Genomic DNA, 15,046 nt, shown 5'->3' with positions numbered 1-15,046 from the left:
GCGCTCCGCCCGGAGGCGGCCCGTAGGATGCGGGCGGTACGCGCAGCCAGGCATCGGACGGGAGCGGAAGCACAGGTGAGCAGCGAGCAGGCAGCCGGGGGCAATGAGCAGGTGTGGGACGTCGTGGTGGTCGGCGCGGGGCCCGCGGGCGCCTCGGCCGCCCATGCCGCGGCGTGCGCGGGACGCCGGGTGCTGCTCCTGGAGAAAGCCGAACTCCCCCGTTACAAGACCTGCGGCGGCGGCATCATCGGCCCGTCCCGCGATTCCCTGCCGCCCGGCTTCGAACTCCCGCTGCGCGACCGGGTGCACGCCGTGACGTTCTCGCTCAACGGCAAGCTGACCCGCACCCGCCGTTCCCGGCAGACGCTGTTCGGGCTGGTCAACCGCCCGGAGTTCGACGCCGCGCTGGTGGAGTCGGCGAAGGACGCCGGGGCCCGGGTGCGGACGGGTGTCACCGTCGCGCGGGTCGAGCAGCACGGGGCGAACGTCCCCGACCGCCGGACCGCCGCCGTCGTGCTCGCCGACGGCGAAGTGGTGCTGGCCCGCGCGGTGGTCGGCGCGGACGGCAGCGCGAGCCGGATAGGCGCGCACGTCGGCGTCAAGGTGGACCAGGTCGATCTCGGACTGGAGGCGGAGATCCCCGTTCCGGAAACGGTCGCCGAGGACTGGGCCGGCCGGGTGCTCCTCGACTGGGGCCCGCTGCCCGGCAGTTACGGCTGGGTCTTCCCCAAGGGCGACACCCTCACCGTCGGCGTGATCTCCGCCCGCGGCGAGGGCGCGGCCACCAAGCGCTATCTGGAGGACTTCATCGGCCGGCTCGGCCTGGCCGGTTTCGAGCCGAAGATCTCCTCCGGGCATCTGACCCGCTGCCGCGCCGACGACTCCCCGCTCTCCCGCGGCCGGGTGCTGGTCTGCGGCGACGCGGCCGGTCTGCTGGAGCCCTGGACCCGCGAGGGCATCTCGTTCGCGCTGCGCTCCGGGCGGCTGGCGGGCGAGTGGGCGGTCCGGATCGCCGAGGCCGCGGACGCCGTCGACGCCCGCCGCCAGGCGCTGAACTACGCCTTCGCCATCAAGGCCGGCCTGGGCGTGGAGATGGGCGTCGGCCGCCGGCTGCTGGCCGTCTTCACCCGCCGCCCCGGGATGTTCCACGCCGCACTGACGGGCTTCCGGCCCGCCTGGCGCGCGTTCATGAAGATCACCCGCGGCACCGCCACCCTCGCCGAACTGGTCCGCACCCACCCGATCGCCCGCCGCGCCCTGGACGCCTTCGACCGCGCCGAGGCGTCCCGGGAGCCCGCCCCGTCCGCCCCGCAGGACGAGCCCGAGGGGCGGGAGGCGGCGGCCGGGCGGAGGTGACGGATACCCGGCCATCGCTTCCCACCTGCCTGCGGCCGTCGCCCCACATCCCGCCCAACTGGGGGCAGTGGGGCGGGTCGGGCCAGCGGGCGCGAGCCGGCGGCCGGACGGCGCCGGCGAGGCAGACGGTGGCGGTGCGGGGCGGGGCGTCAGTGCGCGGCAGCTGCCGGCCGGACGGCGGTGACCAGCCAGGCGGTGGCGCGCATGCGGAGGGCGCCGCCGTCCTCGTGGCGGCGCAGCGCCTCGGTGAGCGCGGCGCGGGCGCGCGCCCGGTCCCCGGCGGAGGCCCGCGCCAGCAGATGCCGCCCGGGTCCTGACCCGAGCAGGAAGGCGGCCGCGTCCGCCGCGTCCCGGCCCCAGACGCCGTACGCCACCGCCGGCGCCACCGCGACCTCCGCGAATCCGGCAGCGGACAGCACCGCCCGGACGCGCCCCGGGTCGGCGAACGAGAACATCCCGGGGGAGTAGCCGTCGCCGGACGCCCCGAAATCGTCCATCGGCAGATACGGGCGGAGCGCCGCCAGCGCCCGGAACCACTCGCTGTCCCCGGCCTCCGCGCCGCAGACGAACGCCAGCCGCCCGCCCGGCCGCAGCGCCCGCCCGATATTGCCGAACGCCGCCACCGGGTCGGCGAAGAACATCACGCCGAAGCGGCTGACCGCCACATCGAAGCCGTCCGGCGGGAAGGCGTGCACCTGTGCGTCGGCCTGCTCGAAGGCCACGTTGGCCAGCCCCTCCCGCGCGGCGCCCGCACGCGCCCGGGCCAGCATCGGCGCCGAGAGGTCCACGCCCAGCGCGTGCCCGCCGGCAGCCCGGCGCGCGGCGAGCCGGGTCGTGGCGCCGGCGCCGCAGCCGATGTCCAGCACCCGCTCGTCCCGGCCGATCGCCGCGGCGTCGAGCAGCGGCTCGTTGAATCCGCCGTTCACCGCGTCCCACCGCTCCTGGTGGCCGGCCCAGTGCTCCCCCTCGTACCCGTTCCAGGCCCGCGCCTGCTGGGCGTTGGGGGTGGTGAGAGGAGAGGGGAAGTCGCTGAGGGGTGGGGCAAAGGTGTCTGGGGGGACGGAGGTGTTGGTGGGGTGGTTGAGCATGGGTGGCTCCCAGGCGGTGGGTGGGGTTGGGGGTGGGAGCAGGCGCGCGGATGTCAGGTAGGGCGGCAGGGGGAAGAGGAGGGAGGTCGGCGAGTCGGCAGGTAGGTAGGTCGGTAGGGCTGTTTGGGCGCCTGCCCATACCTGCTTGTGGCACAGTATGGGCAGGTGCCCAAACCTGCAATGCCTGACGTCGGGGAGAATCCCCTCGGTCGCCGGTTACGGGTCCCGGTGCCGGTTCCCGGTTCCGGGTCGCCGGTCTCCGGTTATCGGTCGGTCCCGGCTCCGCAACGAATCGCCCCGTCCGGTAGGACAGCACCGCGGCTCCGCTGCACCGCAGTACCGGAGTGAAACCCCCAGCCCGGAGAGGTCGTATGTCACCGCGTGGAGTGGCCATCCCCGACGTCCGCGAACGGCTCTTCGCCGCCGCCGAGCAGCTGCTGGCCCGGGAGGGCCCGGGCGCGCTGACCAGCCGGGCGATCACCACGGAGGCGGGCTGCGCCAAGGGACTGCTGCACGCGCACTTCGCCGGTGGGCTGGACGAGTTCGTGGCCGAGCTGTGCCTGGACCGCTTCGCCCGGACCGCGGAGCAGGCCGCCCACCTTCCGGAACGGGCCGGACAAGGCGCCGTCGAGGAGAATCTCGCCACCGTCGCCGACGCCCTCCTGGACTCCGCGGGCCCGGTGATCGCGGGCCTCGCCCTCACCCGGCCCACGGCCTCCGAACGGATCCGCACCGCGCTGCAGGCGGGCGCCCCGGGATACGAAGCGATCCAGGGCGCGGTCGCGGACTACCTGGACGCCGAGCGGCGGCTCGGCCGGCTCGCGAACGGCACCGACACCACGGCGATCGCGCTCGCCCTCGTCGGTACGGTCCACCATCTGCTGATGACCGGATGGGCCGGCGCTCCCGAACCCCGCGAACAGGCACGGCGCCTCACGGCGATGCTGGCCAGGGCGGCGGGGGCGGGTGACGGCCCCTCCGGCAGCTGAGGAACGGCAAACGGTGCCGGACTCGGACCGGTGCCCCGTAGCGAAACGTGCCCGACAGGGGCAGCAGTGGGACCGGGTCTACCGCCTCTACCTCGGTGGTCTGTCGACCGCCCATCAGCACACCGCCGGGACCGCGAAAAGGCTCGTTGTCCTGTGACGCTCCGGCGCCACGACACCTTCTGCGAAGAGACCTCGAAGATGCTCAGCCAGCAGGCCGGGGGCCATCGAGGGAGCAACAGGGAGCGGATGATCAGGTGTGGCCGCTCTCTGCTCGAAGGCGAAGGCGCCCTGTGTCCTCCCCCGCGCGGGGGAGCCGGGTTGGTCTTGCGCATGATGCGGCGGGTGGGCCCGCCGGACAGCATCGGGTCATGGTCACATGGGACAGCTGCCGCTGCTGTGGTTCATGGGGATTCAACGCCTGCGCCGGCCCGTTGGGTGGTGCGGGTCGCGCACGTCGCGGCGCTCACCGCTGTGCCGTCCGGGATATGGCGGATCGCGATGGGACTGGGCATCCCGGTGGGGTTCGACACCGAAGGGCTGGACGTTCCGGGCTGGTTCAGTGTCATGTGCGGTGCGATGAGCCTGGGGACCGAAGGACTCGCGCTGCTCACCCTCGGCCTGGTCAAGCCCTGGGGCGAGGTGGTACCGCGCTGGATGCCGTTCATCGGGGGCAAACGCGTCGCGCCGCCGGCCGCGGTGATTCCTGCCGCCCTCGGCGCGACCGCCCTGATGCTGCTGACGATCCCCCGCGCGCACGGCTTCGGACGAGCCCACGGAGCTCCGACCGGGCTGCCGCTCGTCGTGATGGACGCCTGCTACGCGCCGCTGCTCTGGGGGCCGCTGCTGGCCGTCGTCACGATCTCCTATTACCGGCGGCACCGGGATTGAGCAGGCGGAGTCAGCTTCGTTGGGGCCGGGCCGGCTCGGCTGAGACGGGCCGGCCCGGCCCCGTGGCTGCTTTCCACCGTGCTTGCCGGACGCGGCCCCCACGCTCTCCGTCCCTATAGGCCGCCCCGCTCCTGCCACAGGGCCGGCAGCGACGGGTCGCCGGAGACCGTCAGGCCGTCCCAGGGGAGGCGGTTCCACACCGCCAGATAGAGCGTTTCGGCCGGGCCTTCGACCGTGGTGTCGACGGCCTCGCCACCGGGCGCGTCCGAGGCCGCCGTCCGCTCCGTGCGGGGCGGGGCGTCGGGGGTGAGGTGCATCGTCCACTCCGCGCCGGGGGTGTCGGTGGCGCGCAGCCGCACCGTCCGGGGCGTCTCGGGGCGCAGGCGGCTGCGCTCGTGGGTGTGAAAGCCCGTCACCAACTCGTCTATCCCGTCGGCGGCGAAGGGGGCCGGCAGCGGCGTGAGCGGAACGCCGGCGGCCTGCTGGGCATCGGCGCGGTGCACCGACGTCTCATGGGCCTGCCGTCTCGCCCAGAACGCGAGCGGGGACGACGCCGGGCGAATCGTCCAGGTCGCCAGATCCCGCGGCGCCGTGTGGAGCGCGAGAACGAGCTGGTGGTGGCCCTCGCGCAGCCAGGGCGCCAGCTCGTCATCGGCCAGCTCGGGGGCCTCCGGCAGCGGATACGGCTGGTCCCGGGGGTCGGTCACGAACCCCGTCGCCCAGCGGTGGACCCGCCCTGTGTGCAGGACCAGATCGCGCATCCGCCACTCGGGACAGGCCGGAATCGGGGCCTCCGGCCCCGCCTCTTCGGCGGCGTCCGCGAGCAACCCGCCATCCAGCCGCAGCGTTTCGACGAACTCTGTGATCTCCATGCCTCCGAGTGTGCCAGCCACCACTGACAACGCCTCGGGCCGGCCTCGCGCTGCCCTGCGCTGGGGCCATCACCCGCCCTGCGTCGCATGCGTTCCGCCGCCCGCCGCGCACGCATTCCGCGGAGGACGGACGAGCGTAGGGCGCCCGAAGGGCGGACCGGCCCAACGGTCGGCGGGCGGGCCAACGTCCCAGGCGCGGGGCAGTAGTTGGACCAACGCAAGCCCGGCCGAAGGGCGAAGGGCGAAGGGTGGACCGGCCGAGCGACGGACCGGCCGAACGACGGACGGGACGCCCCAGGAGCAGGACCGGGCCTACCCCCGATTCGCCCCCCGCGTCGCATACGCGATCACCGCCGCCACTGCGGCCAGTAGGGCGATGGTGGTGAGGGCGACCGGCAGGCTCCACGCCTCGGTGAGGAAGCCGATCGCGGGCGGGCCCAGGAGCATGCCGCCGTAGCCGATGGTCGAGGCGACCGCGACGCCGTCGGAACCGCCGGCCGCGCCGGCCCGGGCGATGGCGACGGGGAAGATGTTGGCCAGGCCCAGGCCGGCGACCGCGAAGCCCGCGCAGGCGGCCCACGCGGTCGGCGCCAGCGCCCCCAGCAGCATGCCGGCGGCCGCCGTGGCGCCGCCCGCGGCCAGCGTCCGGGCCGGGCCGAACCGCTCGACGACCGCCGTTCCGGAGAGCCGCCCGGCGGTCATCGCCAGCGCGAACACCGCGTACCCGGCGGCGGCGAGCCCCGGCGAGGCGGCCAGGTCCTGGGAGAGGTGCAGGGCGCCCCAGTCGGCCAGCGCGCCTTCGCCGTACGCCGTGCACAGCGCGATCACGCCGAAGACGGCGACCAGCCGCCGCGCGGCTCCGCCCCCACCGGGCCGGGCCCGCCCCGGGCCCCGGGAAGGCGACGGGGAGGACGGCCCGGAAGGCGCGGCGGACGACGACGGTTCGGAAGGGTGCCGATCGGGAGGCGGTGCCGCGTGCGCGGTCGCCTTACGGGTGCGGAGCAGCGCGCGACCGGCGACGGCCGCCGTGGCCAGTCCGCACACCGCCAGGGCCGCCAGGTGGGCGGCGGGCGAGAGGCGTCCGGCGACCAGCCCGCCGAGGCCGGCGCCGAGCATCCCGCCCAGGCTGAACGCGGCGTGGAAGCCGGGCATCACGGGACGGCGCAGGGCCGCGATCAGTTCGACGGCCGCGCTGTTCATGGCCACGTTGAGCGAGCCGTACGCCGCGCCGAAGACCAGCAGCGCCAGCCCCAGGGCGGTGGCCGACCGGGCGAACGGCGGCAGCAGGATGCTCAGCGCCAGCACGGCCCCGGAGACCACCGTCACCGCCTGGCTGCCGTACCGCCGGCACAGCCGCCCGGTCACCGTCATGAACGCCACCGCGCCCACCGAGACGCCGAGCAGCGCCAGGCCCAGCGCCCCCGGGCCGGCGCCGGTCTGCGCCTTGATCGCGGGAATCCGGACGACCCAGCCGGCGAAGAGGAAGCCGTCCATCGCGAAGAACGCGGTGATCGCGGCGCGGTGGCGGAGCAGCCGGGGGCCGCCCGGCCGGGGGCCGGTGGCGAAGCGGTCCGCTGTGCCGCGCTGCCCGCGCGCCCGGGCTATCCAGGCCATTGGCGTTATCCGGGCTATCCGGGCCATCCGAGCCATGCGGGATTTCGGCGAGTTGGTGGGGAAAGGGGGCTGATGGGTGGGGTTGCCGGAGTAAGGGGGTCGATGACGGGCCAAGGCCATGCGTATTTTGTTTAGCGTCGGCACAAAGCCAGAATAGAAGCGTGACCCAGACTCGGACAACCAGGCTGGAGCGGGGCCGTAGCGCCCTCGGACCCGCACTGGAGCTCGTACACACCGGACGCGCGCCCACCCGCGCCGTCCTGACCTCCGAACTCGGCGTGACGCGCGCGACCGCGGGGGCGGTGGCCGCCGAGCTGGAAGCGCTCGGCCTGATCACCGTCGACTCCCGGCCGCACGCCTCGGCGGGCTCCCAGGGGCGGCCCTCCCACCGGCTGTCCGTCAACGAGAACGGCCCGGTCGTCCTGGCCGCGCAGATCCACGCCGACGGCTACCGCGCCGCCCTGGTCGGCCTCGGCGGCCGGATCGTCGCCACCACGCCGAGCTGCGGCATCATCCCCGCGGACCCCGCGCACGTCCTCGCCGAGGTGGTCGAGGCCGGTGCCGCGCTGCTGCGCGACACCGGGCGGCGCTGCCTGGGCGCCGGCCTCGCGGTGCCGTCCGCGGTCGCCGAACCGGACGGCGAGGCGCTCAACCCCCTCCACCTCGCGTGGCCTTCGGGCGCCCCGGTACGCGAACTGTTCCTCCGGGCGCTGGCCGACGCCGGCATCCCCGGTGTCACCGAGAAGATCGGCTTCACCGGGAACGACGTCAACCTCGGCGCGCTCGCCGAACACCGGCACGGCGCCGGCCGCGGCGCCCGCCACCTGCTGTGCGTCGCCTCCGGACACCGCGGCGTCGGCGGCGCGCTGGTGCTCGACGGCCGTCTGCACAGCGGGAGTTCGGGCCTCGCCCTGGAGGTCGGCCACCTCACCGTCCACCCCGAGGGCGCGCCCTGCCACTGCGGCAGCCGCGGCTGCCTCGACGTCGAGGCCGACCCGCTGGCGTTCCTGGTCGCGGCCGGCCGCGAACCGGGGCCCGAGGTGTCCCTCCTCCACCAGGCGATCGAACTGCTCCGGAACGAGTACCGCGACCCGGATATCCGCACCGCCGCCCACCTGCTCATCGACCGGCTCGGCCTGGGCCTCGCCGGCCTCGTCAACATCCTCAACCCCGACCGCATCATCCTGGGCGGCCTGCACCGCGCCCTCCTGGAGGCCGACCCCGAACGCCTCCGCGCGGTCGTCGCCGACCGCAGCCTGTGGGGTCGCAGCGGCGGCGTACCGATTCTGCCGTGCAGCCTGGATCACAACAGCCTGGTGGGGGCGGCGGAGTTGGCTTGGCAGCCGGTGCTGGACGATCCGCTGGTGGTCCTCGACCAGTCCCACTAGGCCCTACGGGCGCGCGTCGGCTCGCCGGCCATGTAGGCGGTCAGCGGCGGGCGTTGGGAGAGCAGGTCACACTTTCGGGTGATAGGCGGTAAGGCTTCCGGTTCTGTGGCGGAGTGCCGGGCATGTCCATGCTGAGAGTCGTTTCTCGCCTGGTCCCGGCGCTGCGTGGGGCGGCGGTAAGCGGGCCACGGCGAGCCGAGAGGAAGGGAATCGCCATGAGCCTGCGATCACTTGTCCGCCGTCCGGTCATCGCCGCCGTCACCGTGGGGCTCGTCGCCGTGGCTTCGATCGGAGTCACCGCGCCGGCGTCCAGCGCTGTCGCACTCCGCGACTACCGGTGCCGGCACCTGGACTACGACGCGCGTTGGCGCCACCTGGACGGATACGACTGCACGCGGTTGTACATCAACCACGCGCCCATGGAAGACACTCTGATCATGAGGACGGGCGGCAGGCGCTGGCTCTACGAATGCGAAATCGTCAAGGAGGTCGTGGGGGGCGACAACGAGATCGTCGGGTCTCGCTGCAACGCCATTTAGTCGCTTCCCACGTTTTTGGCTCTCCCGCCGTGCGGGTTGCTGTTCTTTCGCGCCTGCGGCGCGTGGGCCTCGCGCCTTTGGCGCGTTGGGTTGCGCCTTCGGCGCAATGGGGTCCGCTGCGCGGGGCTGGTCGGCCGCGTGCCGGGTCTGCGGGGTGGGGGTGTGCCGGACTGCTTCGCTTTACGTCCGGCACACCCCCACCCCGCAGACCCGTCCCCTCCCGAGGGGGGTGGATTTCTCTGTCCGTTGGGCCTGATCACGGTGGGCCGGTGCGGCCCAGTGGTCATTTCCGGGCGCTCACCCTCAACGAGAAGAGTCGCACCGACCCACTCACGTCAGCCCCCACCGGCCTGGTAACTGACCCCAAACGGGAGGTGACGGGTCTCCGGGGGTGGTGTGTCGGACGTAAAGCGAAGCAGTCCGACACACCACCCCCGGAGACCCGTCACCGCACCCGAAAAGCCCCGCGCAGCGGAATACAAGCAATGCGCCGCAGGCGCACACGAAACGCACCCCGCGGCGGGAAACCCGACAACGTGGGCGGCCCCCTACGGAGTAGACAGGTGCAGGATCTGGAACGCGCCCTCCCCCGGAGGGACTTCGTCGGCGCCACCCCACAACGTGAAGTGCAGCAGCTCCCACCGCCGCGGGTCCAGCCCGAGGGCCGTCGCGTGGACGCCCTCCGTCGCGGCCAGTTCGTCGTGCGCGGCGCGCGCATCCGCCAGGGCCGAGGCCAGATCCGCGTCCGCCGGGACGGCTACGGTGCGCCGGGTGAACGCGCGGGGCGGGCGGTCCGCCGCCGGGCCCGAACGGTGGTGCAGTACGCGCCAGTTGGCGACCGCCGGCCGGCCGAAGTCCCGGACCAGGCCGCGGAAGCCGTCGCCGGTCAGGAAGCGGTCCATCGCGTCCTCGTCCGCCCAGAGGTAGAACGGCGCGTACTGGTTGACCGGTGAGCCGTCGGTGCCGCGCTCCCGGATGCCGTACGCCTTGAGGCCGAGGCCCTCGTAGCCGTCGAGCAGGTGGCCCTTGGTCCGTACCCGGTGCCGGATGATCTCCATGTCGTAGTCGGCGGGCAGCGTGATCGTGTACTGCATGGCGTGCATGGTCGCGGGCTCCGGGGCGGTCAGCGAGCGGGGCGGGAAGCCGGGGGCGCTCCGGCGGAAACCGGGGCCGTCCCGGTGGCGACCGAGGCCGTCCCGGTGGCAACCGGGGGCGTCCCCGTGGCGGTCTGCGCGGCCAGGAGGGCCAGCAGACCGCGTACGGCGGCGTCGAACGGCGCGGTGTCCTCGGCCGCGCGGGCGAGTACGTAGCCGCCCTGGACGACGGCCGCGACGCTCGCCGCGGTGGCCTCCGGGTCGAGCCCGGCGGCCAGTTCACCGGCCGCCCGGCCCTCGTCGAGGACGTCCGCGAGGCGGCGCCGGAGCCAGGCGAACATCTCGTCCAGCGGCTGCCGCAGCGCGGGGTCGCGCACCACGTCGCGATCCTGCGCCATCCGGCCGATGGGGCAGCCGCGCAGCACCTCCCGTTCGCGCAGCAGGTACGCCGCGATGCGGTCGTAGGCCGTGCCGGGGCCGGAGAAGATCCGCTCGGCCGCCGCGGTCATCTCCTCGGCGGTGCGCCGGATCGCCGCCAGGGCGAGGTCCGACTTGCCCGTGAAGTGGTGGTACATGCTGCCCTGGCCCACGCCGGCGTGCTGGAGGATCGCCTTGGGGCTCGTGCCGACGTAGCCGCGCTCCCAGAGGAGCTCCCGGGTGCTGGCGACGAGGCGTTCCTGGGTGGTGGCCGGGGGAAGGGTGGGCGGTGCGCCCCCCGGGCCCCCCGTGTCTCGTTCGCTGCTCATGGGCCCACTGTACGTACCAGTAGTTACAGGACGCAAGATCGCGGAGTGGCGCAAGAACACGGAGCGGCGCCAGGTCGCCGAGTGGTGCGAGACCGCGTAGCGGTGCGAGGTCGCGTAGCGATGCGAGGCCGCGTAGCGGTGGGGGAGGCGGCGGCGCGCGTACGGCCGGTACGTATCCGCGGGTCCGGCCCGGCCGGCCTCAGCCCACCCGGGCGCTCCGGTGTCGCGGCCGGGCGTCGGCGTCCGCGCCGGCCAAGGGGGCGGGATGCCAGTGCGTGCGGTGCGCGCGGGCCTCCTCCGGCGCGGTGGTCAGCGCGGGGAGGGTGAACCAGACGACCTTGCCCGGGTCGTGCGGGCGCACGCCCCAGCTCTCGCTGAGGGCGGCGATCAGGGCCAGGCCGCGGCCGCAGGTCTCCCAGCTGGCGGCGGCGCGCAGGTGCGGCAGCCGGGGGTCGAGATCGCGCACCGAGACCGTCAACTGGTCGAGCAGGACGCACAGTTCGACGGTGCACTGCTTGCTGGGGCGGGCGTGCCGGTGGACGTTGGCGAGGAGTTCGGTCACGCCGAGGGCGGCCGGATCGATCAGGGCGTCGAGGTGCCAGTACCGCAGCTGTGCCGAGACGATTCTGCGCACATGCCCGATGCGGACCGGATCGGCCTGGAGTTTCACCGTGCAGTGTCTGCTGGGCTGCCTGATCACGACCGCGACTCCCTGATGAGGCCGGGCGCCCCCCGTACCGGGAAGGGGCGAAGATCGGAATCAGCGATGCCGGCTGCACCACAGCGTCACCGCTGGTGAACCCTCAGTGATACGTGTCCAGGGTCGTCCAGGCGGTGCACCGCCGCAACCGCACCGCCTCAGCCGCCGCCGGCGTTCACGCGCGTGGCCGACGCGCCGCCTCCACGGCCTTCAGGAAGCGGTCCCGGGCGCCGCCCAGGGTGAGGGAGTAGCGGTTGCCGTTGAGGACGGCCAGCGCCCGGTCGCGCGCCGCGAAGAGCGGTTTGTGGGCCTCGACCGCGCCGAGCGGGGCGCTGTCGATCTCCGTGCCGTAGCTCGTCAGCAGGGAGAGCCGGCCGCCGCTGATGCGGATCTGGCCGGCTCTCGTCAGCGACCGCAGCGAGCGGTCGATCCGCACGCCGGTCGCCTGATACTCCTGGTCCGCCATTCTCATCACTCCCCTGATGATGTCGTGGGCGGGTGCCGGCCACCGCCCCCCTGTAGAAGTGTGCCGCCACCGCGCCGGTCATACCAGTGCCTCCGGGGGCGCAGAGGCGCACAACACCCTTCCCCCAGGGTCGTCTTGGGGCCCCTCAAAGGGATGTTTATGCAGGTGAGAAGCGTGCGCCGGGTGGTTATAGTCGGACTCGGCCCGGCCTTCCGGACGGGCCGTACACCCCCTTGAGGAGCGCGCCGGTGAGCACCGCACCCCAGCCGCAGAGCCCGCCCGGGTCCGACGCCGCGGACCGCATGCCGGCCCCGCCGGTCCTGCCGACCGTCGATGTGGACCGCTCGGATCCGGAGTACCGGGCCTGGCTCAAAGAGGCCGTCCGGAAGGTCCAGGCGGACGCCAACCGCACCGCCGACACCCACCTGCTGCGCTTCCCGCTGCCCGAGGAGTGGGGCATCGACCTCTACCTCAAGGACGAGTCGACGCACCCCACCGGCAGCCTCAAGCACCGGCTCGCCCGCTCGCTGTTCCTCTACGGGCTGTGCAACGGCTGGATCCGCCCGGGCAAGCCGGTGATCGAGTCCTCCAGCGGCTCCACGGCCGTCTCCGAGGCGTACTTCGCGTCGCTGATCGGCGTCCCGTTCATCGCGGTGATGCCGGCCACCACCAGCACCGAGAAGACCCGGCTGATCGAATTCCACGGCGGCACCTGCCATCTGGTCGAGGACCCGCGGACGGTCTACGAGGTCTCCGCCCGGCTCGCCGCCGAGACCGGCGGCCACTACATGGACCAGTTCACCTACGCGGAGCGGGCCACCGACTGGCGCGGCAACAACAACATCGCCGAGTCGATCTACCAGCAGCTGCGGCTGGAGCGCTATCCCGAGCCCGCCTGGATCGTCGCCACGGCCGGCACCGGCGGCACCTCCGCGACCATCGCCCGCTATGTCCACTACATGCAGTACGACACCCGGATCTGCGTCCCGGACCCGGAGAACTCCTGCTTCTTCGACGGCTGGCTCACCGGGGACGCCAGCACGCACTGCGTCACCGCCTCGCGGATCGAGGGCATCGGCCGGCCGCGGATGGAACCGAGCTTCGTGCCCGGCGCGATCGACCGGATGATGAAGGTGCCGGACGCGGCCAGTATCGCCGCGGTGCGCGCCCTGGAGCAGGTCATCGGGCGCAAGGCGGGCGGCTCGACCGGCACCGGGCTGTGGAGCGCGCTGCGGCTCGTCGCGGAGATGGTCGCCGGGGGGCGGACGGGATCGGTGGTGACGCTGCTGTGCGACCCCGGCGACCGGTATCTGGACAAGTACTACTCGGACGGCTGGCTGGCCGCCCAGGGGCTGGACATCGCCCCGTACGCCCGGACGATCGAGCATTTTCTGGCCACGGGGGTGTGGGACGGCTGAGGCCGTTGCGGGGGCGCTCCTCGGGGCCGGCGGCGCCGTCCCCGGGGCGCTCCCGGGGAGGCGGCCCGGTCTCAGGACGCGGTCAGGCGGCGGTCCAGGGCGCGTACGGAGTCGCGGAAGGCACGGCCCATGGCGGGGCGGGCCAGCGGCATCAGCCACCGGAAGGCGGCCGTGCCGTCCGCCGCGAACGTCCACCGCACCCGGGTACCGCTGCCCGCCGGTGTCAGCCGCCAGTCCTCCAACAGGGCGCTCAGCGCGGGGGCGTTGGTGGTGTCGACGCGGTAGGCGTAGCGCGCGCCGGGCTCGGCGGCCATGATCGTCTCGGCGAAGCGGGTGCCGCCGGCCAGCCGCACCAGGCGGCACCGTCCGCCGTCCGCCGGAGCGGCCTCGGAGACGCCGGAGAACCACTCGGCCCAGCCGGGGACGTCGTCGGCCAGCGCGGCGTAGACGGCCGCGGGCGGCGCGGCGGTCTCGGCGGTGAACACCAGCCGCAGCGGGGCCGTGGCGGCGAAGTCGAGGGAGACGGAGCGGAGTCGTCGGGACATGGACGAGCACCTCCAGAGGGACCGGCCGGAATTCGGCGCACGCCACCCTAGCTGACAGCCAGTCAGCCGTCCGCACCGGGTGCCGGCTCGCCGGCCACCAGCAGCTCCGTCCGCCGGTCCGCGAACTCCGCGCGCGCCTCGGCCGGCAGTCCGGCGTCCGTCACGAGCACGTCGACCTCGTCCAGCGCGGCGAACGAACTCAGCGCCACCGTCCCCCACTTGGTGTGATCGGCGACCACCACCACGCGCCGGGCGGACCGGACGAAATGGCGATTGGTCTCGGCCTCGGCGAGATTGGGCGTGGACAGCCCGGCCCGCGCCGATATGCCGTGCACGCCGAGGAACAGCAGGTCGAAGTGGAGCGAGCGGATCGCGGCGTCCGCCACCGGCCCGACCAGGGTGTCGGACGGGGTGCGCAGCCCGCCCGTCAGGATCACCGTCGGGGCCTCGGCGGGCGGCCGGCCCGCGCCGCCGCCGGCCGCCGCCCGCTGCGCGGCGTAGAACACCTCGGCCACCCGCACCGAATTCGTCACGACCGTCAGCTCCGGCACCTCCAGCAGGCGCTGGGCCAGGGCGTACGCCGTCGTGCCGCCGGCCAGGGCGATCGCGCTGCCCGGCACCGCCAGCTCGGCCGCGGCCTCGGCGATCGCGGCCTTGGCGCCCGGCTCCAGCCCCGACTTGGCCTCGAAGCCCGGCTCGTGGGCGCTGGGGTCGCTCACCGGGAGAGCGCCGCCGTGCACCTTCTCGATCATGCCCTGGCGGGCCAGCGCGTCCAGATCGCGACGGACCGTCATATCGGAGACGCCCATCCGGCGGGTCAGCTCGGTGACCCGCGCGCCGCCGCGCCGCCTGACCTCGTCGAGGATCAGGGCCCGCCGCTGCTCCGCGAGGAGATTCTGACTGTCGCCCACCGCGGCCCGTCCCTTCCCGCCCGGCACTCTCCGCCGCCTGCTCCGCCACCTGTGCTCCTGGTGCCTTCATCCTCGCACGAGGGTCTGACAGCGGGCCGGGGCCGGGTGCCCGGCCGCCCGCGGGCCGCGGCAACCGCCGTCCGGCGAACGGCCGGTCGTGGCGACCGCCGCCCCGGCAATCGCCGTCCCGCGAACGGCCGTCCCGGGAACGACGGTCCCGGGAACCGCGAGCGGGGTGCGGAGGCTCCCTGGGAAAGAGACTCTCCGGGGGAGACAATCCCGGGGAGGCGGAAAGCCGGGTGACGCGCACCTGCCCGGCACCGCGCACCGCGTACCGCCCACCGCGCCCCAGGGGCACCAGACCGCACCGCACGCACTGACATCGGGGGAGAGCCAGTGGAGACCGCGGCCACACCACCGTCCGCACCGCCC

15 protein-coding genes are annotated in these 15,046 nt (G+C 74.0%); 6 read left to right on the top strand and 9 right to left on the bottom strand.

What is annotated here, in order from left to right; translation table 11 throughout:
* Positions 1 to 75 precede the first annotated feature (75 nt).
* A complete protein-coding gene (locus tag ADL22_RS18785; RefSeq protein WP_066980651.1) occupies positions 76 to 1,356 on the top strand; it encodes a geranylgeranyl reductase family protein in 1,281 nt (426 codons plus the stop codon).
* A 149-nt stretch (positions 1,357 to 1,505) separates the two neighbouring features.
* Here the strand turns inward: ADL22_RS18785 and ADL22_RS18780 are convergent, their stop codons facing one another.
* On the bottom strand, positions 1,506 to 2,444 hold the full coding sequence (locus tag ADL22_RS18780) for a class I SAM-dependent methyltransferase (RefSeq protein ID WP_079064252.1): 939 nt from the start codon (positions 2,442 to 2,444) through the stop codon (positions 1,506 to 1,508).
* A gap of 371 nt (positions 2,445 to 2,815) precedes the next feature.
* Here ADL22_RS18780 and ADL22_RS18775 point away from each other — a divergent pair, with 371 nt between their 5' ends.
* Both ADL22_RS18775 and ADL22_RS18770 read left to right on the top strand, forming a co-directional pair.
* A complete protein-coding gene (locus ADL22_RS18775) occupies positions 2,816 to 3,433 on the top strand; it encodes a TetR/AcrR family transcriptional regulator (RefSeq protein WP_066980648.1) in 618 nt (205 codons plus the stop codon).
* 438 nt (positions 3,434 to 3,871) lie between these two features.
* Positions 3,872 to 4,321, top strand: coding sequence for a hypothetical protein (locus ADL22_RS18770; RefSeq protein WP_234430767.1), 450 nt, complete (start codon positions 3,872 to 3,874; stop codon positions 4,319 to 4,321).
* Between the two features lie 113 nt (positions 4,322 to 4,434).
* On the opposite strand, the gene ADL22_RS18765 is transcribed toward ADL22_RS18770, so the two are convergent.
* Both ADL22_RS18765 and ADL22_RS18760 read right to left on the bottom strand, forming a co-directional pair.
* Positions 4,435 to 5,193, bottom strand: a complete 759-nt coding sequence (locus ADL22_RS18765) for a maleylpyruvate isomerase family mycothiol-dependent enzyme (RefSeq protein ID WP_066980640.1) — start codon at positions 5,191 to 5,193, stop codon at positions 4,435 to 4,437.
* Between the two features lie 312 nt (positions 5,194 to 5,505).
* Positions 5,506 to 6,807: an MFS transporter gene (locus ADL22_RS18760; RefSeq protein WP_420711574.1), complete on the bottom strand. Its 1,302-nt coding sequence runs from the start codon at positions 6,805 to 6,807 to the stop codon at positions 5,506 to 5,508.
* Positions 6,808 to 6,968: 161 nt separating this feature from the next.
* Between ADL22_RS18760 and ADL22_RS18755 the strand changes: the two genes are divergently transcribed.
* Both ADL22_RS18755 and ADL22_RS18750 read left to right on the top strand, forming a co-directional pair.
* A complete protein-coding gene (locus tag ADL22_RS18755) occupies positions 6,969 to 8,195 on the top strand; it encodes an ROK family protein (RefSeq protein ID WP_066980637.1) in 1,227 nt (408 codons plus the stop codon).
* A 215-nt stretch (positions 8,196 to 8,410) separates the two neighbouring features.
* On the top strand, positions 8,411 to 8,734 hold the full coding sequence (locus tag ADL22_RS18750) for a hypothetical protein (RefSeq protein WP_066980634.1): 324 nt from the start codon (positions 8,411 to 8,413) through the stop codon (positions 8,732 to 8,734).
* Positions 8,735 to 9,282: 548 nt separating this feature from the next.
* Here ADL22_RS18750 and ADL22_RS18745 read toward each other — a convergent pair.
* The 4 genes from ADL22_RS18745 to ADL22_RS18730 all read right to left on the bottom strand — a co-directional run bounded on the left by ADL22_RS18745 (position 9,283) and on the right by ADL22_RS18730 (position 11,740).
* Positions 9,283 to 9,837: a DUF4865 family protein gene (locus tag ADL22_RS18745; RefSeq protein WP_066980631.1), complete on the bottom strand. Its 555-nt coding sequence runs from the start codon at positions 9,835 to 9,837 to the stop codon at positions 9,283 to 9,285.
* A 20-nt stretch (positions 9,838 to 9,857) separates the two neighbouring features.
* Entirely contained in the window at positions 9,858 to 10,574 is a 717-nt protein-coding gene (locus ADL22_RS18740) for a TetR/AcrR family transcriptional regulator (protein WP_079064251.1), read from the bottom strand.
* 199 nt (positions 10,575 to 10,773) lie between these two features.
* Positions 10,774 to 11,274: an ATP-binding protein gene (locus ADL22_RS18735; protein WP_066980627.1), complete on the bottom strand. Its 501-nt coding sequence runs from the start codon at positions 11,272 to 11,274 to the stop codon at positions 10,774 to 10,776.
* A 175-nt stretch (positions 11,275 to 11,449) separates the two neighbouring features.
* Positions 11,450 to 11,740 carry a hypothetical protein gene (locus ADL22_RS18730; protein WP_066980624.1) on the bottom strand — a complete coding sequence of 97 codons (291 nt, stop codon included), beginning with the start codon at positions 11,738 to 11,740 and terminating at the stop codon, positions 11,450 to 11,452.
* A 302-nt stretch (positions 11,741 to 12,042) separates the two neighbouring features.
* Between ADL22_RS18730 and ADL22_RS18725 the strand changes: the two genes are divergently transcribed.
* A complete protein-coding gene (locus ADL22_RS18725; protein ID WP_066980756.1) occupies positions 12,043 to 13,158 on the top strand; it encodes a PLP-dependent cysteine synthase family protein in 1,116 nt (371 codons plus the stop codon).
* 71 nt (positions 13,159 to 13,229) lie between these two features.
* On the opposite strand, the gene ADL22_RS18720 is transcribed toward ADL22_RS18725, so the two are convergent.
* Both ADL22_RS18720 and ADL22_RS18715 read right to left on the bottom strand, forming a co-directional pair.
* Positions 13,230 to 13,703, bottom strand: coding sequence for an SRPBCC family protein (locus ADL22_RS18720; protein ID WP_066980622.1), 474 nt, complete (start codon positions 13,701 to 13,703; stop codon positions 13,230 to 13,232).
* 62 nt (positions 13,704 to 13,765) lie between these two features.
* On the bottom strand, positions 13,766 to 14,614 hold the full coding sequence (locus tag ADL22_RS18715) for a DeoR/GlpR family DNA-binding transcription regulator (protein WP_066980754.1): 849 nt from the start codon (positions 14,612 to 14,614) through the stop codon (positions 13,766 to 13,768).
* Positions 14,615 to 15,046: the final 432 nt, after the last annotated feature.

It is taken from the genome of Streptomyces sp. NRRL F-4489 (assembly GCF_001509485.1).
In the GTDB taxonomy this organism is placed as follows: domain Bacteria; phylum Actinomycetota; class Actinomycetes; order Streptomycetales; family Streptomycetaceae; genus Streptomyces.
The sequence above is the reverse complement of the archived record's forward strand: the minus strand, read 5'-3'. Positions and strand labels throughout refer to the sequence as shown.

What these genes read in the sequence shown, in the direction of transcription:
- ADL22_RS18780 (WP_079064252.1), bottom strand. Translation starts at nt 2,444, where the DNA reads ATGCTCAACCACCCCACCAACACCTCCGTCCCCCCAGACACCTTTGCC.
- ADL22_RS18775 (WP_066980648.1), top strand. Translation starts at nt 2,816, where the DNA reads ATGTCACCGCGTGGAGTGGCCATCCCCGACGTCCGCGAACGGCTCTTC.
- ADL22_RS18765 (WP_066980640.1), bottom strand. Translation starts at nt 5,193, where the DNA reads ATGGAGATCACAGAGTTCGTCGAAACGCTGCGGCTGGATGGCGGGTTG.
- ADL22_RS18760 (WP_420711574.1), bottom strand. Translation starts at nt 6,807, where the DNA reads ATGGCCTGGATAGCCCGGGCGCGCGGGCAGCGCGGCACAGCGGACCGC.
- ADL22_RS18750 (WP_066980634.1), top strand. Translation starts at nt 8,411, where the DNA reads ATGAGCCTGCGATCACTTGTCCGCCGTCCGGTCATCGCCGCCGTCACC.
- ADL22_RS18745 (WP_066980631.1), bottom strand. Translation starts at nt 9,837, where the DNA reads ATGCACGCCATGCAGTACACGATCACGCTGCCCGCCGACTACGACATG.
- ADL22_RS18740 (WP_079064251.1), bottom strand. Translation starts at nt 10,574, where the DNA reads ATGAGCAGCGAACGAGACACGGGGGGCCCGGGGGGCGCACCGCCCACC.
- ADL22_RS18730 (WP_066980624.1), bottom strand. Translation starts at nt 11,740, where the DNA reads ATGGCGGACCAGGAGTATCAGGCGACCGGCGTGCGGATCGACCGCTCG.
- ADL22_RS18725 (WP_066980756.1), top strand. Translation starts at nt 12,043, where the DNA reads ATGCCGGCCCCGCCGGTCCTGCCGACCGTCGATGTGGACCGCTCGGAT.
- ADL22_RS18720 (WP_066980622.1), bottom strand. Translation starts at nt 13,703, where the DNA reads ATGTCCCGACGACTCCGCTCCGTCTCCCTCGACTTCGCCGCCACGGCC.